At 34.8% G+C, this 24,211-nt stretch carries 23 protein-coding genes; 2 read left to right on the plus strand and 21 right to left on the minus strand.

Going from position 1 to position 24,211, the window contains the following annotated elements; translation table 11 throughout:
- Positions 1 to 336: 336 nt before the first annotated feature.
- From K6V43_RS08740 to K6V43_RS08840, 21 genes are all read right to left on the minus strand, one after another.
- Entirely contained in the window at positions 337 to 1,032 is a 696-nt protein-coding gene (locus K6V43_RS08740) for a hypothetical protein (protein WP_222382680.1), read from the minus strand.
- Between the two features lie 196 nt (positions 1,033 to 1,228).
- On the minus strand, positions 1,229 to 2,722 hold the full coding sequence (locus K6V43_RS08745) for a nucleotide sugar dehydrogenase (RefSeq protein ID WP_222382681.1): 1,494 nt from the start codon (positions 2,720 to 2,722) through the stop codon (positions 1,229 to 1,231).
- Positions 2,723 to 2,837: 115 nt separating this feature from the next.
- Positions 2,838 to 3,731 carry a UTP--glucose-1-phosphate uridylyltransferase GalU gene (galU, locus tag K6V43_RS08750; RefSeq protein WP_222382682.1) on the minus strand — a complete coding sequence of 298 codons (894 nt, stop codon included), beginning with the start codon at positions 3,729 to 3,731 and terminating at the stop codon, positions 2,838 to 2,840.
- A gap of 24 nt (positions 3,732 to 3,755) precedes the next feature.
- Positions 3,756 to 4,232: a hypothetical protein gene (locus K6V43_RS08755; RefSeq protein WP_222382684.1), complete on the minus strand. Its 477-nt coding sequence runs from the start codon at positions 4,230 to 4,232 to the stop codon at positions 3,756 to 3,758.
- 612 nt (positions 4,233 to 4,844) lie between these two features.
- Positions 4,845 to 6,359, minus strand: coding sequence for a lipopolysaccharide biosynthesis protein (locus tag K6V43_RS08760; RefSeq protein ID WP_222382694.1), 1,515 nt, complete (start codon positions 6,357 to 6,359; stop codon positions 4,845 to 4,847).
- Complete coding sequence (locus K6V43_RS08765; protein ID WP_222382696.1) at positions 6,356 to 8,386, minus strand: glycosyltransferase; 2,031 nt, start codon at positions 8,384 to 8,386, stop codon at positions 6,356 to 6,358. Before K6V43_RS08765 ends, K6V43_RS08760 begins: the two co-directional genes overlap by 4 nt.
- A gap of 20 nt (positions 8,387 to 8,406) precedes the next feature.
- Complete coding sequence (locus K6V43_RS08770) at positions 8,407 to 9,369, minus strand: glycosyltransferase family 2 protein (RefSeq protein ID WP_222382700.1); 963 nt, start codon at positions 9,367 to 9,369, stop codon at positions 8,407 to 8,409.
- A gap of 27 nt (positions 9,370 to 9,396) precedes the next feature.
- Positions 9,397 to 10,269 (minus strand): glycosyltransferase family A protein, encoded by an 873-nt coding sequence (locus K6V43_RS08775; protein ID WP_222382705.1) that lies wholly within the window; start codon positions 10,267 to 10,269, stop codon positions 9,397 to 9,399.
- Positions 10,269 to 11,420 carry a hypothetical protein gene (locus K6V43_RS08780; RefSeq protein ID WP_222382707.1) on the minus strand — a complete coding sequence of 384 codons (1,152 nt, stop codon included), beginning with the start codon at positions 11,418 to 11,420 and terminating at the stop codon, positions 10,269 to 10,271. The genes K6V43_RS08775 and K6V43_RS08780 overlap by 1 nt, the downstream gene beginning before the upstream one ends.
- Complete coding sequence (locus K6V43_RS08785) at positions 11,389 to 12,126, minus strand: glycosyltransferase family 32 protein (protein WP_222382709.1); 738 nt, start codon at positions 12,124 to 12,126, stop codon at positions 11,389 to 11,391. The genes K6V43_RS08780 and K6V43_RS08785 overlap by 32 nt, the downstream gene beginning before the upstream one ends.
- Complete coding sequence (locus K6V43_RS08790; RefSeq protein ID WP_222382710.1) at positions 12,127 to 12,612, minus strand: glycosyltransferase; 486 nt, start codon at positions 12,610 to 12,612, stop codon at positions 12,127 to 12,129.
- On the minus strand, positions 12,612 to 13,061 hold the full coding sequence (gene pssD / locus K6V43_RS08795; RefSeq protein ID WP_222382711.1) for a PssD/Cps14F family polysaccharide biosynthesis glycosyltransferase: 450 nt from the start codon (positions 13,059 to 13,061) through the stop codon (positions 12,612 to 12,614). Before pssD ends, K6V43_RS08790 begins: the two co-directional genes overlap by 1 nt.
- 8 nt (positions 13,062 to 13,069) lie before the next feature.
- A complete protein-coding gene (locus K6V43_RS08800; RefSeq protein WP_222382712.1) occupies positions 13,070 to 14,446 on the minus strand; it encodes a sugar transferase in 1,377 nt (458 codons plus the stop codon).
- Positions 14,447 to 14,560: 114 nt separating this feature from the next.
- On the minus strand, positions 14,561 to 15,283 hold the full coding sequence (locus K6V43_RS08805) for a CpsB/CapC family capsule biosynthesis tyrosine phosphatase (RefSeq protein ID WP_222382713.1): 723 nt from the start codon (positions 15,281 to 15,283) through the stop codon (positions 14,561 to 14,563).
- A 17-nt stretch (positions 15,284 to 15,300) separates the two neighbouring features.
- Entirely contained in the window at positions 15,301 to 15,996 is a 696-nt protein-coding gene (locus K6V43_RS08810; protein WP_222382714.1) for a tyrosine-protein kinase, read from the minus strand.
- Positions 15,997 to 16,005: 9 nt separating this feature from the next.
- Positions 16,006 to 16,695: a YveK family protein gene (locus K6V43_RS08815; protein WP_222382715.1), complete on the minus strand. Its 690-nt coding sequence runs from the start codon at positions 16,693 to 16,695 to the stop codon at positions 16,006 to 16,008.
- Between the two features lie 38 nt (positions 16,696 to 16,733).
- The gene (cpsA, locus tag K6V43_RS08820; protein WP_222382716.1) at positions 16,734 to 18,194 is read right to left on the minus strand and encodes an LCP family glycopolymer transferase CpsA; all 1,461 of its coding nucleotides are present in this window, start codon (positions 18,192 to 18,194) and stop codon (positions 16,734 to 16,736) included.
- Positions 18,195 to 18,454: 260 nt separating this feature from the next.
- Entirely contained in the window at positions 18,455 to 21,820 is a 3,366-nt protein-coding gene (locus K6V43_RS08825; protein ID WP_222382717.1) for an FtsX-like permease family protein, read from the minus strand.
- An 8-nt stretch (positions 21,821 to 21,828) separates the two neighbouring features.
- Complete coding sequence (locus K6V43_RS08830; protein WP_222382718.1) at positions 21,829 to 22,530, minus strand: ABC transporter ATP-binding protein; 702 nt, start codon at positions 22,528 to 22,530, stop codon at positions 21,829 to 21,831.
- A gap of 166 nt (positions 22,531 to 22,696) precedes the next feature.
- A complete protein-coding gene (locus K6V43_RS08835; RefSeq protein ID WP_222382719.1) occupies positions 22,697 to 23,101 on the minus strand; it encodes a type II toxin-antitoxin system HicB family antitoxin in 405 nt (134 codons plus the stop codon).
- A 52-nt stretch (positions 23,102 to 23,153) separates the two neighbouring features.
- A complete protein-coding gene (locus tag K6V43_RS08840; RefSeq protein ID WP_222382720.1) occupies positions 23,154 to 23,342 on the minus strand; it encodes a type II toxin-antitoxin system HicA family toxin in 189 nt (62 codons plus the stop codon).
- Positions 23,343 to 23,590: 248 nt separating this feature from the next.
- On the opposite strand from K6V43_RS08840, the gene relB reads away from it, so the two are divergent.
- Both relB and K6V43_RS08850 read left to right on the plus strand, forming a co-directional pair.
- Entirely contained in the window at positions 23,591 to 23,878 is a 288-nt protein-coding gene (gene relB / locus K6V43_RS08845; RefSeq protein WP_222382721.1) for a type II toxin-antitoxin system RelB/ParD family antitoxin, read from the plus strand.
- Positions 23,865 to 24,203, plus strand: coding sequence for a type II toxin-antitoxin system RelE/ParE family toxin (locus K6V43_RS08850; protein WP_261311815.1), 339 nt, complete (start codon positions 23,865 to 23,867; stop codon positions 24,201 to 24,203). Before relB ends, K6V43_RS08850 begins: the two co-directional genes overlap by 14 nt.
- The last annotated feature ends 8 nt before the right edge of the window (positions 24,204 to 24,211 follow it).

The raw sequence follows: 24,211 nt of genomic DNA on the forward strand, positions 1-24,211 counted from the left end.
AGTCAATGGGACAATGGGTTGTGACATAAAAAAATCCTCCAGTTTTTTTATTACAGTATACTGGAGGAGTGAATGATTGGATAGGTACCTTGTTATGGGGCGCTTACATTAGGAACAGGCAATGGGACGATGGGGTATGACATAAAAAATCCTCCAGTTTTTTATTACAGTATACTGGAGGAGTGAATGATTGGATAGGTACCTTGTTATGGGGCGCTTAAAATTGTTCATTTAACAAGAAGTGGTTCAATATGTGATAGTATTTTTTATTCAAGCCTTTAAATAATGATTCTCTCCGATTTAACAACTAAAAAACTTTCGTATCTCATTTTATGCCTAGATATCAAGTTTACGTCTTAAATTAATAAAATGTAACTGTATTTTTCGAAACCAATGATTTTTAGAGAGTTTCATACTCCTGATTACTTTGAAATCATGTCCGATTATCTCATTTTTAGTCTGAAGGTACAAGCTATCAGGCAGGAGCTCTAGAGTAAAAAGATTGCCTCCATATATATCAATACAATGAACAATATTATTTAGTTCACTAGACTTCATCGCCCACAAACCATTAATATTATCTTTATCAAATATTATTCCATCACCTTTAGAAAGTTGAGCTGAATAATCTATCAATTTGGCCCCGTACTGAGAACGAAGTCTTGTATTTAATAACTTCTCGTCTTTACTGTACAATTTATAGAATATTTTATCTTCAATTTGGTAGCCGTAATGAAGATTAGCCTCTTGATACTCCAACAACGCGTCTATTAAAGAACAATTTGAACCATTATTATAAATAAATTGTTTAAGAAAATTGTCAAATAATCTAACTGACGGCTCTGATGGTAACGAACTACAATTCTTTACATTCGGTACATAATGGTTATCATCCAAAGTAATAGATGATACTTCGTTATTGATGATTATTTCTAATTTACAAATTCTATCTGAAATGGTATATCTACCTCTTGATAACTGTTTTTTTACAGCTCCACCTAAACTACTATATGTATTAAATTGAATTTCCATTTTAATCCTCTCTAATATTACTCATCAAACATCTTCAGAATGAGTTCATTCTTATGATATCTATATTATGCCAGATTGAAGAGAGTTATCGGAAAGTAATATTACTTTTTCTTAGATAGATTAAGAAAATCAACAAAAATTTCTCAAAGTAACCATCTTTTAGATTATTATTTACAACCGACTACAACTTTCAAATCTAATCCCGTCTAAAGATATCGCGCGTATAGACTTTTTCTTGTACGTCATCTAGAACGCTGTCATATCGGTTTGCGACGATTGCTTGACTTATTGCTTTAAACTGTTTCAAGTTGTTTACGACTTTTGAACCGAAGAAGGTTGATCCATTTTCCAAGGTAGGTTCAAAGATAATGACTTTGGCACCCTTGGCTTTCAAGCGTTTCATGACACCTTGGATAGAGCTTTGACGGAAATTGTCCGAATTACTCTTCATTGTAAGACGGTAGATACCAATCACAACTTCTTTCTCAACTGTTTGAGAGAATTGATCATGCGTAGAGTAATCATAATAGCCTGCCATTTTCAGTACCTGATCAGCAATAAAGTCTTTTCTAGTTCGATTCGCATCAACAATGGCTGTCATCATATTTTGTGGCACCGCATCATAATTTGCCAATAGTTGCTTGGTATCTTTTGGTAAACAATAGCCACCGTAGCCAAAGGATGGGTTGTTATAATGTTCCCCAATCCGAGGATCTAAACCAACTCCACGTATGATTGATTTCGTATCCAGTCCCTTTAATTCAGCATAGGTATCCAATTCATTGAAATAGGAAACACGAAGAGCTAAATAGGTATTTGCAAATAACTTCACTGCTTCTGCTTCTGTTGATCCCATATGAAGTACTTCAATATCAGACTTCAAAGCTCCCTCTTGTAACAATGCAGCAAATTTATCTGCGCCAGCTATCACTGCTTTGTTGTCATCTTTCTCATATGAAACAATAATCCGTGAAGGATAGAGATTATCATACAAGGCTTTGGACTCTCTAAGAAATTCAGGACTGAAAATAATATTTTTCGTCCCATATTTTTTGCGAACAGCTTGCGTAAAACCTACAGGTATAGTTGACTTAATCACCATCAAGGCATCTGGATTCACTTTCAAGACAGTTTCAATTACCGTTTCAACGTGACCTGTATCAAAATAATTCTTTGCACTGTCATAGTTGGTAGGTGCAGCAATGATGACAATTTCAGCTTCTTTATATGCTTTTTCCGCATCTAAGGTTGCTACCAAATCCAACTCTTTTTCAGCTAAGTATTGTTCAATATAATCATCTTGAATCGGAGATTTTCTAGCATTGATCAAGTCGACTTTTTCAGGAACTACATCTACCGCAACTACATGATGGTGTTGAGCCAGTAGTACAGCATTAGATAAACCAACATAACCCGTACCTGCAACAGCGATATTTGACTTTGCGATTTTGGCCACTGAAGTAGGCTTGCTGCTCGAAACAAACAACGAAGCAAGATCAAACTCCAACGCTTTAGATAAGCTTTCAAGTTGCGGAATAGATGGAATATAATCTCCTTGTTCAATCCGACTTATCATCGCACGATTAATACCAGTCTTATCAGCTAGTTCTTGTTGGGAAAATCCTAACTCTTTTCTTTTTTTAAGTACAATATTTTTAAAACCTTCCATTGTAAACACACTGTTGCTCATTTTAACACCTCAACAAAAAAATGATATACAAAGTATATCATTTGTTGTTTATTGTTGCAAAAAAATGTGTTCAATAATAAATATAACAGTAATAAAAAAATTGAATTATTTATAATTACTCATTTTCTAAAGATTTACCAAGTTCAATAATAAAGTTCGTTAAGTCTTCCTTTACTTGTGGATGCTGAAGCGCATAATCGATGGAAGTTTTCATAAATCCAAATTTGTCACCAACATCGTATCGTTTCCCTTTAAACTCTCTAGCAAATACTCGCTGAGTCTTATTTAAAGTATCAATCGCATCGGTCAATTGAATTTCATTACCCGCACCTGGTTTCTGATTTTCCAAAATTTCAAAGATTTCTGGTGTTAATAGATATCTACCAATAATTGCAAGATCGCTAGGTGCATCTTCTGGTGCTGGTTTTTCTACAAATGTATCTACACTGTATAGACCGTCTTTCCCCTCACCATGTGGTGCAATAACACCGTAAGCTGAGACTTCTTCATGAGGTACAGGCATGACTGCGATTGTCGAAGCAAGCGTCTTTTCGTAGTCTTTCATCAGTTGTTTGGTCAATGGCAAAGCTTGCCCATCAGTAATATCCATAAGATCATCCCCAAGCATGACTACGAATGGTTCATTACCAACAAATGCTTTTGCCTGTAAAACCGCATCACCAAGACCACGAGGGTGAGACTGACGAATAAAATGCAAATGAATACTTGTCGTCTCGTCAACTAACTTAAGGAGATCATCTTTATTTTTTTCTTGTAAATTATATTCTAATTCAAAGTTTGAATCAAAATGATCCTCAATTGAACGCTTTGACTTACCAGTCACAACTAAAATATCCTCGATACCTGATTTCAAGGCCTCTTCTACAATAAATTGAATAGTTGGTTTATCAACAATCGGCAACATTTCTTTTGCTAAAGCCTTTGTCGCTGGCAAAAATCGAGTTCCTAGACCCGCTGCAGGAATTACTGCTTTTCTAACTTTTTTCATAAAAATCTCACTTTATTATTTAACTCATAGCCTTTTATGAGAAATTGCTCTAAAAACATAGTTGATTGTTAAATTTAAAAACTTTGATAAAACAACAGTCATAACAAATACTAGAAAGAATGTTATACTGTGTACTGACTTAGAATTTCCCCAAAAAATTTCCATCATAACTATTTGAATCAAATAAAACTCTAATGAAATACTATTCATAAATTCTAAAAATCTAGACTTAAGTTTACATTTAATAACAATTAAAATAATCACCGCAATAAATAGGGGAGGCGCTAATAATTGCAACACACTGAATTCCTTAAAAATATAAAGATACATTACTAAAAGAAAAGCAGAACTACATATCACTATATATGCAGAAAATCTTTTCACAACATATTCAAATATTTTTTGATGACGATTTGCAACCCAAATACCAATAATAAAAGAAATTGCAGAATTATAATACCAAGTACCATTCTTAAAATACTTATTAATCAACATCCACATAAGGAAATTAGCAATCAGTAACCAAAATCAAACTTTTTTTATTTTAACAAAATGATAGGAAAAATAAAAAGCGCAATAATAATAAATAATTATTCCAATAAACCATAATTCTCTACCATCAGCAAATTTCATAAATAGCGATGACTTTATAATATCACTCGCTCCATAGTTTGTATTTAAAAATAGATTGCTAAGACAACTTACTAAAATAATTGAAAAAATGAAAGTCATAAATATTCTTAAGACTTTGTGAGTGAAGAAATCATTGAATTATTCCTCTCCTCTTTTCTTAAACTGTGTCATTAAACCGAATCCACTTACAAATAAGAAGATTGAAACAGCTAAGAATTCAACATGACTTAATATTTGATTTATAATCGTGTGATCATTACTTAAAAAAAGCGATACATGATGTATGAACACAATTATTTCCGAGGCCCCTTTTAGAATATTTGTATTTTCTTTATTCAAAAATGAATTATTATATGAAGCTGTTCTTTATTTCTCAGTTTTATAGAGAAATATAAACAAAAAACATGTTAAAGATAAATACAGAAACCATAAACTCGATAATATTACTTGCATACTTGCTCCACCTTTAAAAAATTGAACTCAAAATCGCTCCGAAATTTTTTTCTTTAAAAATCTATACCCTTCACTATTACGGTAAAAAAATATAGCACAAGTTGAACTAACTAAAAACAGGATTATTCCTTTTAACATCAATGACGTAATATTATTAACAACAACAAATCTTGAAATTCCTAGGGATATTATAGCAATCACTACTAGTAAAAATAAACTTTTTAAGAGTGCTCCAAAATAAACCTTGCTTGAGTGACCAAAATATTTATTAAACAATAAAACAGGTTCATACCAAAAATAAGTAAGTATTCTTGAAATAGAAGTAGCAAAAAGAATTCCGGACAAACCAATCAAATTACCTAAAGTAATGGAAATAATCAAATTTAAGACTGCGGTAATCAACATGACATACTTTATCTGATTATATAATCCCGTTGCCTCTCGAAAAACCCATATCGGTAATAAAGAAATTGAAAAATAAAAGTTCAAAACAATTGCATATACAACCATATTATCCAATAAATATTCATTACCTAACCATATTTTAATAAAGTCTTGAACTAGAAACAAGACTAGTGTAACACATACAATACTAAATATATTGCTGATTGTTTGTAATACTTGAAAAATTTGAAATCTTTTTTCCTTCCCCTCTGTAATAATCAAATTACCTAAACTCGATGTTAACGAATAGAATACTGTATTAATTAATGAAGTAAGCTTCAAAATAATCATGGTATAGTTAGAGTATAGTCCAGTTGCTACAGTGCCAATGATGATAGATATAAGGGTATTATCTGTAGCATTAATTAACACACTAGAAACTTTATATATAAAAACAGACTTAATATTATCAAAAATTCCTTTTGTCTTATCCTTCGGTAAGCTAACTTCATCATTAATATAAGGATAAAGACGGCTAGCTACAGAAGAAATATAAAAATTGGAAAAATATGTAAAAATAACTTGAACGCTTAAATATATTAAGAAATTATGCGTAATTATTAGGAATACCAACATACATATAGTTTGCAATGTGCTAAAAATACTACTATATTTAGTTACAATATGTGCCTTTTGATCTGCTTGTAATATAATAGTTTTATACACTACTAAATAAGATGCTACTGTATTTAGTAAGTACAGAAAATAGTAGAGAGAAATGTGAGGTAAGGTATTCTCTAAATTAACAATAAACTTCAGAAAGGGAATAAGTAGAACTCCAATCAGAAAAATAGTAATCGCAATTATTCTATAAACTTTTTTGTAAAAGTTAATTAACCCACTAATTGTATTTGTATCCTTTTCCGCAAGAGGTTTATATAGGCTAAATGTCATTGCTGTATTAAATCCTAAGTCAGCCATAGACAAAAGACTTAAAATGTCACTAAATAATCCCTGAATACCTAAATACTCAATACTTAATACTCGAAGAAATATAGTTCTACTGACAAAACCTAATATTATCAGTAATATTTGATAAGAAAAATTTGAAATGACATTTTTTACTGAATTTGAAGTTCTACTACTCTCACTGTTCATTTCCTATTCTCCAAACCATTTCTAATTGAATTAGCCATCTTTTCAAACTCCTGTTGTAAATTACTGTTATCAAAATGAGGATTTTCAACTGCTAACACTGCTTCAAAAGCATTATCAAGATCTTCTAGATCTTCAACAAGTTTAATATAAGGTAAATGCTTAATCCATTGATAAACTCCTTTCACCTTAGGACTCTTACTTGTAATAACAATACACGGAGTATTAGTAATAGCTGCAAATATCATACCATGCAAACGATCCGTAACCATCATACGTTTTGTACCAATCGTTTCGAGCAATGGTTCGACATACTTGAAAGTATCGTCATCAACGTCATCATTGTAGCGATGGGTATCACCTTCGATTATATTACTGCCAAAATATTGCTCTGACTTTGTTAAAATAATATCTAATTTTTCATTAGTTAAAGTACGTTCACTATCATTTCTTAAACATAAGAAAAGACTATCTCTTTCCACCACTGCTTTTGAATATTCAGTACCATCTATCATTAAAGCAATATCCGGAACTAGTGACACATCAATGTTTTGGAATTTTTGTGAAACAAAATCAAAGGATGACTTCTCTCGTGTAAAAATCTGAATGTCCTTACTTTGGTATAATTTGCAACTCTCTTCCAACAACTCTCTTCCAAATTGAGTTGACGTATCATAGTAAAGAGTCTGTGGAAATATCATTAAGTTATTCGAATTAATATTACTCAAAGCTACTTCTTGATCTAGATGAATTTCTGGATATAAAGTACCGATATTTCCTCCAGCATGTAATGCATAAATGTTATTATTGCTTGTTAAGTTAATTTTATTATTTATATACTTAATCTTATCCCATGTAATTTCATTAACTACATAATCCGGGAAATATTTTTTTATAAATTCCATTTCACCCTTGATAAGTGCCAAATCCCCCAAATTACCGTGTCTAGGTGATCCTATAATATAAAAAGTATCAGATGTATCCTCTGATAATTGTTTTTTGACGTTCAGAGATTTGGGAATAGCTATAAATTGTTTAGCTATTCTTCGTAATATTTTATTATCTTTAAGTTTTTTAAAGTAATAGTGAAGATTATTAAAATATTTAAGTTCTAATAAGTCAAAAAAATCTTTCCTGCTTGCAGTTTTAAAAATACTATAGGATTTCAACGAAAATTTGATATCTTGTATCAGATTTTTGATCTCATTATCCTGGGGAATTACCTTCTTAGCATCTCTGAAAATTACCTTTAACTGCCTTGGTAACGCTTTTTGAACATATGGTGCTAAACTTGGGTAAGAATTCATGACAATAGAATTTGACGTCAAAAAAGCGTCAAAATGATCTTTCACATTTTTATAATTTAAATTATTTACAATACTACTGTCATTAAAACGATAATAGTAATATGCATCATTAACGATTAATACTTTACTTATATTTTTGACAAATTTTGGAGTAGAAAAGATATCTTCAAAATTTCTATTTTTCGGAAACACCTCTTCGGGGATATATTTTTTCTTATATAGTCTTCTCCAAGCATGGTTTGTTACAACTTTATCCTCTAAGACTAATTTTAAAAATTCATCAACTGAAACAACTTTTGGAGGAAAATCTTGCTTATTATTTTTCTCCATAAAACCATCTGGAAAAGCTCTAATAAAATCGCAAACAACTAAATCAACATCATTCTGAATCATTTCATTGACCATATTTTCAACCATGTTAATTGAAATCCAGTCATCGGAATCGACAAATAAAACTAACTCGCCACTTGAAACTCTTAATCCACAATTTCTAGCATCTGACAGTCCACCATTGTCTTTATTAATAAGCTTAATACGTGAATCTGCTCTTTTCCATTGTTCACAAATTTCGAGTGAATTATCAGGAGAACCGTCATTTACTAAAATAATTTCTAAATTCTTATAAGTTTGATGAATTACCGATATAATACACTGTTCTAAATAATTTTCTACATTATAAATTGGAATTATAATTGAAACAAGGGGGGTACTATTAAAATCCATGAAAACTCCTTCCGGGATACCTATTTATTTTTTAAGATTGTAACTAATCTAGGACTAACTTTTAATAATATAAGCCTAATAAATTTTTTTAAAGTTAGATATTGAACTTTATGGAACAATTTAAACTTTCTAACTTCTCTCAGTATGATATTATAATATTCTTCAAACTCAATTCTAAGTTCACTATTTAATGAAATCCACTCAAGAACCTCACCCTTTAATGATATTTCATTAATTTCACTTAACATTTTCAATTTCTTGTTGCTGTTGCAATCTCTAGTAATATATTCCGCAACTCTAATGGAGCTATCAATTCTTGATGAAGTCAGTCTTTTATTTGTTAAAGAACCTTCTCTGATAATATAAAAATAATCTGCAACCGTACCATCCATAGATGCAAAATTTATGCTCTTAAGAGTTTGATAAATAAACAAAACGTCCTCTGCTGATTCTAAACTTTCATCAAATTGGAGTCCTTTTATTGTTTCATATTTAAATATTTTTGAAAAAAGATAACAATTTATTCCCTCACCTAAAAAAAATTTTCTTAAGGCTTCATCTGATGTTATTTGATTAAAAGATAAATCAGATATCTTTACCACCTCTTTATTCAAAATGTTATAACGACTTACAGAAGCTAACTCTGACTTAGTATTTATAGCAAGTTGATATAAATGTGCACAATATTTTGGAGATACAAAGTCATCTGAATCTACAAACACAACGTACTCTCCTTGAACATGTAGAAGACCTAGATTCCGAGCGCTAGAAACGCCGCCATTCTCTTTAGAAAAAAGCTTAATTCGAGAATCAACTGCAGCATACTTCTTACATATCGATAATGATTTGTCTGTAGATCCATCATCAATTAGAAGTATTTCTATATTTAAATATGTTTGGTTAACTAAAGAGTCCAAACACTTAGCAATGTATTTTTCAACATTGTATACAGGAACAATAATACTGATTAACTCATTATTCACAATATCTCCTCACTATGATACTTATTCCTATTTATACCTTTTTAAATAAAATAAATACGCCAATGGTTTTAGCATACGTTCCCCAACAGATAGCTCTTGGGGAATATTTTCATTCTTTGATGTTGCTAGCGATAATGCTTGTTCATTCAAGGACACTTTAAACAATTCAACAATTCGGTTAAAACCTGATAAATTTTGCAGGATATATTTTTTTCTCTCTTTAAACAATAAATAAGTGCTCTTGGGGTTCTTCTTCCACAGATGAAAAAGATTATTAGTTAGACCATGTTCTAGATATTCAAAAAAATATATTCTTCTATTAAGAGGAAGAAATTTTCCAAACTCCGATAGCATAATATAAAAAATTTCTTCAGACAAAAACTTCTCCCCTTCAAATGAAGGAAGTCTCAATTGACCAATGAATAAATTTTTAATAACAATTGCAGTCTCGATTGAAAGCCCGTATTTCAACTTTATATCAGGAATTGAAACATATTTAACGTTATCAGAAAGCCACTGAGGACTAGAATCCCTACCGTATCTTGGATAAACAATCCCTATTTCTTTATTTGAAGTCTTTTCTAAGTCTTGTAAGATTTGCTCGACAGCATCCATCGCAAGCCAATCATCACTATCAACTACTATATGACAATCAATTTTAGACATATAATCCAATGCCAAATTATAAGCGGTATGTTTACCCCCATTATCTTTTTTGAGATAATCAATTGCAACACAGCTATCTTCTTGAAATTTAGCAATCAAAAGTGGCGTTTCGTCTGTTGAGCCGTCATCTACTACCAACCATTTGAAATCCAAACATGTTTGCGATTTCAAAGTTTTATACAAAATACATAGTTCTTTAGCTCTATTATATGTTGGAGTGACAATATATAGCATTATTCCGTATTCCTCTCTAAAGTTAATTGATTATAGAAGAAAGAGCCACAAACAAAAAACAGAAAATCAAAATAAATATATCTTATATAATCTTCCATGAATGTATAAACTGCTATTGAAATAAATAAAAATAACAAGTTGTACCTTTTATTTATTAGCAATTCTCTAGAAACAATATAATAATACCAAAGTAAGAGAGTCATCAATATAGAACCTGACAATGCAAAAGTTGCCATATAGCTGTTATCATGTATCATTTGATATACGTACCCTTCTCTAGTAAAATATATATACCCCATTATATTTTCACCTAAGAGTGACGGAGTATGATCTAAAATTGCATTATTATAAAATAACCTTCCAGATAGTAGAGTATTTAAGTAATCATAAACTTTCGTCCCTTTAAAAATTGTTGACATTGAAACAGTGAAAAAAAACATTATTGTTGCCAAATACGGAACCGTTTTCAAAAAATATACTCCTATTTTCCTGGTAGATTTCATCACAAAAAGGCATAATAACACAAGTAAGACACTATATCTCCCAGTTCTTGATTGAGAAAAAAAATAAATAAACTCATTAGAAAGTAACATACCAATAATATGTATTCCTTTGATACGATCATAATATTTACTAATAATTAAAAAGAGAATAAAAGAAAAACTCGCATGAAATGTATTTGGTGAACCGAATCCAAAACTATACCTGGTAACTACCTCAGATGTCCTATTGAATAAAATTGCTGAAGAGCTCCTAAAATGTAATATATAAGAAAATAGAACATATAAAAAAGAAGAAATCTTAGCAACCAATACAGTAGATAATACTCTATCTACATTAATATCTTTCATACCAAAAAAGAATAACAAGGCTACTAACAATGAAAAATCCTTAGAAATAAATGCATTAAATATTGAAAGACTTCCCAAAACTAATAAAGAGAATAGTTGAGTAGGGGTGTATTTTTGATTCAATAATTTTAAAAAAATGAATAAAACAAATAAAATCAAAAAAATATTATAGATTTGATCTGCAAAAGAAGAAAAAACAGATTTTAGATAGATAACAATGAAAACAAAACAACAATATATATCTTCATAATTGAATACCATGGAAGATTTATTTTTTGAAATATTGTTTAAGTTTCTCATAAGTCCCTTCTCCTAAAACCTTATCAATAAAAATACGTATCTTAATTTTTATAGGTAAAAAGATTTTCTTCATTTTTGCGTTAATTCCAGTACCATACCAAGTAGCATCATAATGGTGAATTGAATATGTGTTATCAGTGATTAAAGTTTTCCTCGTCTCCATATTATAAGGACAAAAATATTCTGTTGGATAGATTGTTAATCCAGCTACATCCTGGATAATATTTTTACTTATTAATCCATATTTTTTTAACAACGACGTCGTAATTTCTACACATGTCACTATTTGCTTGGCATCAAATTTAAGATTATTATAAATTTCCATATTTTCTTTGATAAACTTATGATGTTTTTCAGCACCAAAGCCCAATCCTGTGTTCACCTCTCCGGCAAACTCCATGCCAATAAAAGAATTATTACTTAATAAAGTATCTAATGATCTTATCAATTCCACATCTGTATCAAGGTATACCCCACCTTCGTTATAAATAATGTCTAAGCGAGCATAATCAGACACAAAGGCATATTTTTTCGCATCGTAAGCCTCCGCGATAAATGGAATTTTATGAATGTTATAATTTGATTCGTTCCACTCTATTATTTCATAATCAGGACAAAATTTTCTCCATGAGTTAATACATCTTTGAACAGTCTCGGGTAACGGATTTCCACCAAACCAACAATAATGAATCTTTTTAGGAATCATTCAATTAACCAAACTTTCTATTTCATGTTTCAATTGATTATTAAATCTTAGATTATTCGATTTAGAAACTTCAATCGAATTTAGATCTAAGTTAAAATAATTCTGTAATTCATTAATTTCTTCTACAACAATAATGCTTCCAAATCGTTCAGAAACCTGTTCAGCAAACTCAAGCTGATGATCATTTACATGCTCACCAAATTTCTCCAATCTTGGAACAACAATCGGTTTTTTACCTTTGGCAATTGCTCCCATGAATGTCGCTGGTCCACCATGTGTAATAATAATGTCTGCATTCGCCATATGGTCTTCCATCTCAGAATAAGAGATAATACTCTTCCAGTTACAATATTGAGGCTTATATGTTGAAAATCCTGTCTGGATGAATACCTCATCTGTTATGACTCCTTCTTTTTTTAAACGATCAACTTCCTCAATAAGTCTATTAAAGGGCTGCTCGTGGGTTCCCACTGTAACAAAAATCATTAAAAAATACTCCCCAGATTAATAGCTTTGGGATAGACTTTTTTCAATTCCTCCCACTGAACGATAAATTTATCCGTCACTGGATACACCAACTTTCCAGACACAGTCGGTTTATCTATTCTATCAAATACTTCTATATAGACCGTTTTCGCTCCAAACAGTTTACCCAGATAAAAAAATGGAACTGCTACCGCTGCTCCTGATGAAATAATAACGTCAGGTTTTTCTTTTCTTAGAATTTCAAGTGCTAAGAAAGTGTTCTTTATCAAATTTTTAAAATTTCTGTTAGTCGGAAAATAACACGGATAAAATTTTTCATCACTTAAAATACTTCTTGCATCTTCTTTATCAAATGTAACCCAGAAGCGGTCATGTTCACTCCAAAAGGGTTTTAGCATATTCAAGTGTGCTAAATGTCCACCAGAAGAACCTACTAAACAAACTTTCATAATATATTCTACTTACTCCCCTCGCCCTTAATAACTACCTCAATTGTTTTTAATAAAATCTTAATGTCCGACCAAATAGTCCAATTATCGATGTACTCAACATCGAGCTTAACAACTTCATCAAAGTCAGTAATGTTACTTCTTCCACTAACTTGCCATAAGCCTGTAATGCCTGGCTTGAAGCTGAGTCGCCGTTTCTGACTTGGTGTGTATTTGTCAAATTCATCCACAGTAGGTGGACGAGTTCCCACCAGACTCATATCCCCCATCAATACATTAAAGAATTGTGGTAATTCATCAAGACTGGTTTTCCGAATAAAATGACCAATTGGTGTAATCCTTGGATCATTGTCCATTTTGAACATTCCACCCTGCATCTGATTTTGTGATAAAAGTTCTTTTTTTCGCTCTTCAGCATCAATATACATGGAACGGAATTTGTAAAATTTAAAAATCCGACCATTTTTTCCAACTCGTTTCTGAACAAAAATTGCTGGACCACCGTCTCTCCGAATCAATGGAACTAGAACAATAGAAACAATACCACAAATCAATAAACCAACGAGTGCTCCAAGTATATCAAGCACTCGCTTGATAAAAATGTGACTTGGTTTATAGTAATTTGAATTAAAGGTAACAATACTGTGGTCTCCGACTTGCTTAATTCGTTTATTTTTCAAAGCTTTAAAGTCAAAGGAATTTATATCCACACTCACATCAATCCCTAATACTTCAAACTCAGATACAATAGTTTTTATATCATAGTATTCGCTTGGTAAATTGATAAAGACATGATCGACAACCTCTCGTGTAGCAAACTCTATTGCATCATCAAAATGAACAAGAGGAACACTCAAGGACAACGTTTCCTCTGTCTCTCCCATAATTACCATTCCAGCTAAATAACGGATTGGTAAATTTTCTGATTCAAAGAGTCCCTGCATCAAATGGAGTCTTTCAGATGTCGTGATAACTAAGGTATTTTTTTGTTGTTCGATCGTTACCAAAAAAACATACTTATACTTTCTTACAATATAATTAACTCCGTAGATACAGATAGAATTAATGATTGAAAAATAGATAACCCCTCTTCTAGAAATCGTAAAACTATCTTCTAGCATAAATGAGAAAAAAGTCAATAATAACCCAAAGAACAAAGTATAAACCATTACTTTTTCAATCTCAACAAAGTGCCCCCGACTTTCAAAATCACTTGCCATTCGTGACACATAAAAAGCAATAAAATGTAGAGCTAATACCAATAGTATACTAATACGATTTAAGTCTGAATTTGGGAATTGATAGGTTAAAAAGATAGCTACAGCTACTCCAACTAGCTCCAAAAATGCCAAGCGTAATCGACGGTACCCATTAATATTTATCATTTTATAATCTCCTATTTCCAGATGACAGGGCAAATTTAAAGAGTGGTCTCAATTCAATTACCATCATATAACTATGTCATCAATCAATTGTTAGCTCACTTGACATCAAAAAAATTATTTTTGCAATATCATCAAGGGGTTCTTCTTCAATAAAGCTTTTGCACGGTCAACACCATACTCTTTTTCTATGATTGCAAAGGCATCACGCATATAGGGTTTCCGTTTCGTCGTATTGTGCATATCACTGGCTACACAATGAACCAAGTCATTTTCTAAAAAATACTGGACCCGTTTTTTAAACGTTTTTGCTGGATCCCCAATCAGATGCGGCTTTAGAACATGACTACTATTCACTTGAGTATAACACCCTTTATCTATCAATTCTGCTACTCGCTCTCCTTTAAAGGCCAATGCATCGTATCGCTCAATGTGAGCGATAACAGGAGTCAGCCCCAGTAGTATCACTTCATTTACGGCTTCTTGTATTTCCTTCCATGGAGTATTCATACTAAACTCAATCAATACGTTTTGAGTCCCATTGATAGTGGGTACCTTTTTCCTATCGAGTTTATTGATGATATCCTTTGTATAGTAAAGCTCTCCGCCGTAACAAAGGGTTGTTTCTGGATATACTTGTGCAACAGCAGCTTTTAACTCCATAAAGTTAGCCATGATAACTTTTTCAGGTGTTTCAAACATGCCTTTTCGACGATGGGAAGTTGCAACGATAATACGCACGCCCTGTTTACGAGCTTCCCCTATCAATTCTAGACTTTCTTGAATCGTCTTTGGTCCATCATCCACACCAAAGATAATATGGGAATGAATATCAATCATCTTACTTCTCCTATTATTTAGGCTTTTTTACCATAGTTACCATAATTACCATAGTTGCCATATGTACCGTATCTTTCAGTCGCCACATCATATTTGTTTAAGATAACACCGAGAAATTGACTATCAGTTTGTTGTAATTGTTCGACTACTTTCTGAACGCTTGAGCGCTTAGCACGTCCTGCCTCGACAACCACAGCCATCGCATCGCATTTTTGAGCGATAATGGCTGCGTCGATAACTAGACCAAGAGGTGGGCAATCCACAATTACATAGTCATAATACCGACGTAAGGTTGTAATCAGATTTTCAAAATTTTTGCTTTGTAATAAGGCAGTTGGGTTTGGAGAAACCTTTCCAGACTCGATCACCGTTAAGTTTGGAACATCAGTATCACAGAGACCCTGACTAAGATCTGTCGTTCCTGCCAGGTAATCTGTCAAACCAGTAATTTTTGTAGATGGTTTGAAGAAACCAAACATGACAGAGTTACGGATATCTGCATCCACTAGTACCGTTTTATATCCTGATCGTGCATAGGCAATGGCCAAACTTGCAGCTGTCGTACTTTTTCCTTCATTTGATTCTACGGAAGTGATACCGATAACCTTCAAGTCCGTACCGCTCAATTGGATATTAGTCCGGATAGCATTAAAATACTCTTCTGTCTTTTTGACTAACTCATGCTTCTTTTTTGCTAATTCTAAAGTAGCCATAATATTCTCCTATTTTAATTTATTCGCCTGCGGTACTATACCTAATAATGTCAGTCCCAGTGCTTCTTCAATATCTTGTGGTCGTTTCACGCGATCATCTAAAATTTCTAAAATTAATACTAGTGCCGTTGCAAAAAATGCACCTCCGACGAATCCAATGGCCATATTGCGCTTAGTTCTAGGAGTTGACGGTTCTTCTGCTGGAGTTGCTTCTTCAAGCGTTGTCACATCACTAACCTTTGTTACATCAATAATTTTTTTCGCTGCTTCCTCACGAAGGACGTTTGCAATAGTCGCCGCTTGATTTGGATCACTATCTCTCACGGAAATTGATAAAATACGAGTATCGACTGGAATATTTACAGAGATTTTATTTTTTATATCTTCTGTAATCCCCATAGTAGTTGTAACATTTTTTAATACATCTTGCGATAAGATGATTTCCTTGTAGTCCTTGACCAGGAAACTACCAGCTTGGAGGTCTTGGTTGGTCAAGCCAGCGCCTGCCTCAGTGTTCTGATTGACTACATAAAGTCGCGTCGTAGCGTCATATTGTGGTATCACTAAAAAAGCACTGTAAGCATAAGCAACCCCTGTTGTTAATAAGGCCGTAAGGAGAATTAAGAATTTCTTTCTCCAAATCGTTCTTAACAAGGCTAAAACATCAATTTCAATTGAATTTTTTTCTTGGTTATTCATAATTTCTCCAAATTTAAATTAATTTATTTTCTTTTTGACTATTGACTTGACATGACGGCATTTATTGCAGCCTTTGCTTGCTCTACACTGTCTTGATTCAGTTCTAACATATAAAGCGCATAACCAGGCATGGCATAGGAAGGTAATACACCTGTACTGCCTGTCCCATCAACTGATTGGGAAGTAACAGTATAGCTACCACCTGATTCCAACTGCTGATTCACTAACTCCATCATGGTTTCCAATTGCATATCAGTCTGGATCGAATCCGACAAAGATTGGATAATTTCCTGATAATGGACCAAGTTTTCTGGTTGGGTTATCTTGCTAATTAAGGTCGCAATGACTTTTTCTTGATTCTTCCCACGATCACTATCACCGTTCGCTAAAGAATAGCGTTCCCTCACAAATCCCAAGGCCTGTTCAGAATCTAGATGTACTTGACCAACTGGGAAATAATAGTTGCCATGTGTACTCGTAAATTCTTGCGTATTTTCGACATCCACTCCACCTACTACATCTATCATCTTCAAGAATGAAGTAAAGTTCAAGCGTGCATAGTAGTGAATATCGATGCCATACAATTGCTCCAGTGTCGCTTCTGAAGTCGCAACTCCGTAAATACCTGCATGTGTGAGCTTATCTTTTTGATCTTGACCCGCTCCCGGTATGGTCACATAAGCATCACGTGGAGTAGTTGTTAATAGGATTTTTTTTGTATCACGGTTGATTGTCATGATAATATTGACATCTGATCGAGATACCGAAGTGATCGGACCGTAGGTATCAATACCACTGATATAGATATTGATGGCCTGACCTTTTTCCTGAACTGTATTTCCAGGAACCTCATTTTTAATTTCATTCGTTGTTGTGTATAATACTTTAATCTTAGAATCAATGTCTGGGTCTTCTGAACGAAGCATCTCTAAGAAGACATTGTTTAAGACCATTGCATCCCCTTCTCCAGCTACCATTGCTTGATAGGCTTCTAAATAGGAAGCTTTTGTGGTTGGAGTTAGATCTACATTCTTTTCAGCCTTTAGTTTATCCAGTAGTTTGGTGATATTGTCTCCGTCTGTATCAGTTGGTGCCAGTAGATTCGTTACCTGACTAACGTCTGTGATGCCACTTTCTGCGGGTACAACAATCTGCATTTCATAGCTTGAATAGCTGGCATTCTTATTTACTGCTGAACCCAGTTGAATCAAATTCTGAGTCCCCCAGATTCCAAATCCAGAAAGTGCAATTCCAACAAGTAGTAAAACACTTGTCAGAATTTTCACCTTCCTTTTAATAAGTAGAAATACGCCAAGTATTCCTAATACTACCATCGCTCCAACCAAGAAATGGTTAATTCCTCGAAAATTAAGTATTTGATAGCGATAGATCGTAAATGCTAAGTAACTTGCTAGCACCCCATAGAGGACAAAAAGACCCCAATTTAACATAGTTAAAAATGGGTTTTTCTTATGCCGCCTTGTTCTACTTGTTTCCATAATAACTCCTATGTTTGTAGTCGTATATAATACGTACACATGAATAGTCTATCTTATTATTTATACACTATTTCTCACAAATATTCAAGTGAATAACCTATTATTCACAAAATGAATATGTTTTCATTTTACGTGTTTTTTACATATAATTGTAACTCAATAGTTAGTTTGTTCATTCTATCACAATTCAAGTCATCTGTATAGCTATAAAAATGAGGAGTTGACTGAGACTTGTATGCTTTCAGCTTACTCCTCATATATTAGTCTACAGACTTCAATGCCTCTAACATATCAATTTTTTTCAATTGGTGATTGACGTACCAACCAAGAAAGGCTAGGATCCCTACAATCGCAAAGATAGGTATGAAATAGACTTCTACTCCTACTTCTGGATTGAAGCGAATGCTGTCTGAGCCAATCATGTAAAGTAAGAGGCGGTGGAGATAGAAGCCTCCAATCAGCCCAGCCACAATACCGATAACCGATAAGGCTATGGTTTCTCGATAAATGTAGAGGGTTACTTCTTTATGATGAAATCCAAGTACGCGAATGGTGGACAGTTCACGGATCCGTTCTGACATATTGATAATGGTCAGATTGTAGAGAATCACTAGTCCGAGTAAGATGGACAGTACCACCAAAATGGTCATGACGCTCTGAAGAGAGGCTGCCATTGTCGTTAGCATGGCCATGAGCGAGGTATTCTGTACCAAACTTTTCACTGCTGGCATCTCTAAGAGTTGACTGGCTACGTCTCGCACATGATCGGCATTATCCTTTTTCAACTCTACTAGATAAGCATTCGCCAATTTTCGACTACCTGTTACCTGCTGGTAATAACCATCTAGCATAAAAATGAAATGTCCTGCATACATGTCCGTAATGCCATCTACTCTGACATCGACTTCTTTTTCATTAAGTGTCAGCTTGACTTCATCTCCAACAGTTACATGATACAGTTGTGCGAGTTTTTCAGTCAGTATGACGCCTCGTCCTGTTAGACTGAGTGCCTTTCCGTTTTTTGTTTCCAATTGGACAAGATTTCCTAAATCTGCCCTATCCGTGATGTAAAGACTGATGGAGGCTGTTTTTTCTTGGTCATTTGAGGTGATTTTTTCTGTTAATTGTTCAAATGCTACAGGCAAGGACTGTCGAACTTGGTCAGACTGTAGAAAATCAGACAGACCATCTAGTTCTTCCTCAGAAGCTTTGCTATTTTCCACCACCAATAGATCGTAATGGAGCAGGTCGCCAAACTGTCGGTCGACGACACCAGAGATAGAGGAACGGATGCCTAAGCCGCCGAATAGGAGTGCAACTGTCCCCGCCACGCCAAAGATGGTCATCAGCATCCGTAGTTTGTAGCGGAAGATGTTGCGAGCTGTCACCTTGTGGGTGAAACTGAGGCGAGACCAGACAAAGCGCCAGCGCTCCAGAAGGATTTTTGAGCCTGATACTGGTGGTTTGGGTAAGAGGAGACTGGCTGGCTTTTCAAAGAGTTCGCGTTGCGCGACCAGATAGGCAGGCAACACCGCGGATAAGAGCGTTAAGCCGATGGCTAGACTGGTCCACAGTGGGTAGAAATACAAGGTGGATGCGCCGATAACCGTTGTCTCAGTGATGATAGAAGAGATAAGTGGAGATAGGACTGTATTTCCCAAGATGATGCCAACGATAGCCCCTGCAAGCCCAGCACCTAGTCCGTACAAGACAAACTTAGCCATAATTTGTTTATTGGTGTAGCCCAAGGCTTTAAACAATCCAGACTGGGTGCGTTCTTCATCAACAAATCGTGCCATAGTGGTAAAGGTCACTAAAGCGGCAACTAAATACAGGACTACAGGGAAGACATTCCCAACTGCTGCGATGGATTTGGTGGCATTTTGATAAGTTACATAGCCATCACTGCCCGGCAAGGTCGATCGTGTGTAGACCTGATAGCTGGATTTTTCAATCTTGCTCAACTCTGTCTTAGCGTCTTCGATTTCGCTCTGAGCTGCAGTGATTTCTTTTTCAGCTTGTGCTTTTTGAGTGGAGTACTCTTCGGTTGCCTTACTTAATTCTTGGTCAGCTTGATTGAGCCTGAGTTCTTCTTGGTTTAAGGTTTGGTTAGAGGATTCTAATTGTTGAACACCCCATTCGTAATCAGCGACCCCTTTTTGGTAGGCTGCGTAGCCATTTTCGTATTCGGTCAAGCCAGCATTATACTGAGCAAGGCCGGATTGGTATTCTGCGTTCCAGGTTTCATATTGAGACAAGCCGGATTGGTATTCCGCGCTTTTTGATTGAAGCAAGTCATATCCTGCTAGGTAATCCTCATGAGCTTTTTCGTATGTGGCTTCTAATTGGTCTAGACGAATTTTTTCAGCATCTAAGGCTTCCTGACTTGCTAATAATTCAGGGTAATCTGATAGACTTTCTCCTTCTTTCACTTGACTTGCTATTTGGGTATTGAGATCGTTCTGCCCTTGATACCATTCGTTTCTTCCGCTTGATATGGTTGCTGCCAATTCATTTAATTGGACATTTTGTTTGTCTAATTCTCCCTGAGCTTTTTCCAATTGCTGAGCGGATTGTGAAAGCTCTGCTGAACTCGCATCCAAGAAGGCTTTTGTTTGATCCAATTTTTTCTTGGACTCATCCAATTGCTGTTTGCTGGCTTCCAAGCGTGATTTTGTCTCGAGTAGAGTGTTCTGGGTCGCCGCAAGTTCTGCTTCCGATTGAATGATTTTAGCCCTTCCACGCGCAAATTCTTCCCGACCTGTTGCCAGCTGAGCATTGCCTTCTTGGATATCCTTCTCAGCATCTGCTAATTCCTGTTGGGCTTTGGCAATTTCTTGCTCTCCCTTTGAAATTTCCTCTTGACCGTCTGCTTGAATGCTTGCAATCCGCTGTTCATCATTATCAGCGACAAGCGATTCCAGTTGCTTTTTATGGTCCTCTAGCTTTTCAGTATAGGCTTGACTGGCATAGGAAAACTTCGCTAAATCATCATAGGAAATCCGTGCAATCATATAGACATCTGATTGGAAGACAGATGGCAATACGACCCCATAGCCTGTCAACTGACCTGTACCACTACTCGCCATTCCCATAGTGACATTGTCCCAAATCTCAGAAGAAGCTACAAAACCTACAACTGTGAACCTTGTTTCTTTTAGCACTGTACCATTTTTGTCTGGTTCTTTGACGCTAAAGGTATCTCCAATCTGATAGTTTGCTTTAAGAGAGGGTGATAAGGCTATCTGATTTTCAGCGGTCGGAAAATTTCCCTCCACCAAGGTGTACTGGGATAATTCTTCTGGTTTTGAAAACACTCGAACAGCCTGATGGTTTTCTTCCATGACTACATCCTTGAAATACCCTGTCTCAACAGTTGCATTGTCAATCGTTTGTAGCTCTTTCACATCGTCTTGGGTGATGCCAAGTTCGGACATAACAGCCAAATCCATGGTTCGATTGGCTTCAATATAGGCCTGTGCAGTCCGCTCCATGTTTGGAGCAGTTACCTTCAATCCTGTCAGTGCCAGCGAGCCCAACATCATCAAGCTAAAAATAGATAAAAATCGCCCTTTGGAGGACAACATGGATTGTCGAATGTCCTTCCAATAGATGGTCTTTTTCATAGTCTCTCCTAATACTCTAGACTGCTTATGTCCTGTGGTCTCGGGTTTAGTTCAATTGAATGGATTCGTGCATCCCGCATACGGATCACTCGATCTGCAATTGGAGCGAGTGCCGCATTGTGCGTTACAATAATGACTGTCGCACCTTCTTTTCGAGACATATCTTGAAGGATTTGCAAGACCTGTTTTCCTGTCTGATAATCCAAGGCTCCTGTTGGCTCATCACAGAGCAGTAATTTTGGTTTTTTGGCAACGGCACGCGCAATGGCCACACGTTGCTGCTCCCCTCCTGACAATTGAGCTGGGAAATTGTCCTTCCGATGTCCTAAGCCAACCCGTTCCAAGACTTCTTCAGCATCAAGAGCATCTTTCACAATCTCCGCAGCCAATTCTACATTTTCCTTGGCAGTTAAATTGGCTACTAGGTTATAAAATTGGAAGACAAAGCCCACATCATCTCTGCGATAATTGGTCAATTCATGGCTTGATAATTTGGCAATATCTACCCCATCAATCAGCACTTCCCCTTCATCTGCTTGATCCATTCCGCCCAGAATATTCAGCAAGGTTGATTTACCAGCGCCTGATGAACCTAGAATAATCACCAGCTCACCTTGCTCAATGTCAAAGGTTACATCTTTATTAGCAATAATCAGGGCTTCCCCCATTTGATAGAATTTGCCTTCATTTTTCACTTGGATATAGGTCATATGACACCTCTTTCTACCTATAATTATAGCATAAAAAAGACAACCCTTCGATTTCCAAGGGTTGTGACTTTGGTAACGATTACAAGATAGAACAACCTACCCCAACATCGTAAGTCCGAGAAGGAGTCACCTGGGTTGAGGGAATGGCGTTGAGGGGGTGAGAGTTTTATACATGTAATTCTTCTCTAATTGCTTTCTGCAAGAGTTGACTGAAATTGATTTTATTTTCTTTGCCAACCTCTACCAACCAACTAGGCAACGTTACAGTCTTGTTCACTACTTTAGAACGTTCCCGCTCTCTTACTAGGTCAGTATCTACTGAAATAGCCTGTAAGATGTCTGCATCGCTGGACAACTCTCTAGCCAAAGCCTTAAAACTAGACGGCTTTGGAAACTCTTTACCCTCGTCTTCAAACATAATAGTATAGATTTCAAGCACTTCACGGGCGTTATAGCTAGCCTCGTTCAAGGTATCCGCTTCACTGATTGCCCCTGGGAAGTCTGGGAATGTGATCGTATATCCGCTGTTGTCTGTATCCGCTTCAAATAGTGCTAGATATGTGTATTTCATAATTCGATAGTTAACAAATGACCACCCGAAAGAATTGTGGGGAAGGTTCCCCCTATTTCTCGTTAAGGATTTTGAGAACATTTTTTAGTGTTTTGGGTTTGTAATCTTTTTGCTTCGGATTGCTGATTAATATTGTCCTTCCGTCGTCATGTTCCCAAAGCGTGTGCGATCCTTTGCCCTTGTCCGTCGGGTAGAACCCTTTAGCCTTTGCTAGCTTCTCAAGTTCTCGCCTTGTGGTCATTAGCTATCTCCTTTCCGTATCTTTATCGTTATTATACACTTGTTATAAACATTTGTCAATCACTGACACGCATTATAAACAACTGTTTTTTATTGCTCAACAATTTCAAAAAGGGATAATTGTACACGGGAGAGGGTGTCATTGAAGGGGTGAGAAGTTGACATATAAATAAAACATTTATATAATTTATTTATCATTATCTTTATTAATATAAATAACCAATTGTTCAAAACGGAAAAGGAGAAAAAATGACTAGTGTAGGAAAAAAATTAATCAATTTTCAAACGAATAGTGATTTAATTGAGAAAGCAAGAATTGTTTTTAAAAAAGAACACATGACAACTAGTCAGGCTTTTAATCTGTTCTTAAAAAACGTTGTCATTCAAAATGAGATTCCTTTACTTACCGAGGAAGAACTTGAAAAAGAAAAGATTTTCCAACAGTTACAAGCCGAAGTCCAAAAAAGTATCAACGATATCCAATCCGGTAATTATTTTACAGAGGAAGAAATGAGGAAAGAACTTGGAATCGATTAAGGTCTATCAGTTAATCTATGCCCCACAAGTCGTGGAGGAATTAAAGAAAATCAAGCAATACATTTATGATATTTCACAATCAGAAATCACTGCCAAAAATAAAATCGATGAAATAGTTCAAAACATCAAAATCCTAACCATTTTCCCAGAAGCAGGCTTTAATGCTGATGAAAAATTTGGAAAACAAATAAGCCCAGGTATTCTCACTCGGGGAATGCCCCTAAAGAAAGATTACATTGTCTTATATAACATTGATGCAAATAATTTAACTGTTCATATCACCAACTTATTCTCGACAAAGAGTGATTATTTAAAATTACTTTAAAAAGAGCC

This window comes from Streptococcus suis (genome assembly GCF_019794615.1).
In the GTDB taxonomy this organism is placed as follows: domain Bacteria; phylum Bacillota; class Bacilli; order Lactobacillales; family Streptococcaceae; genus Streptococcus; species Streptococcus suis_AI.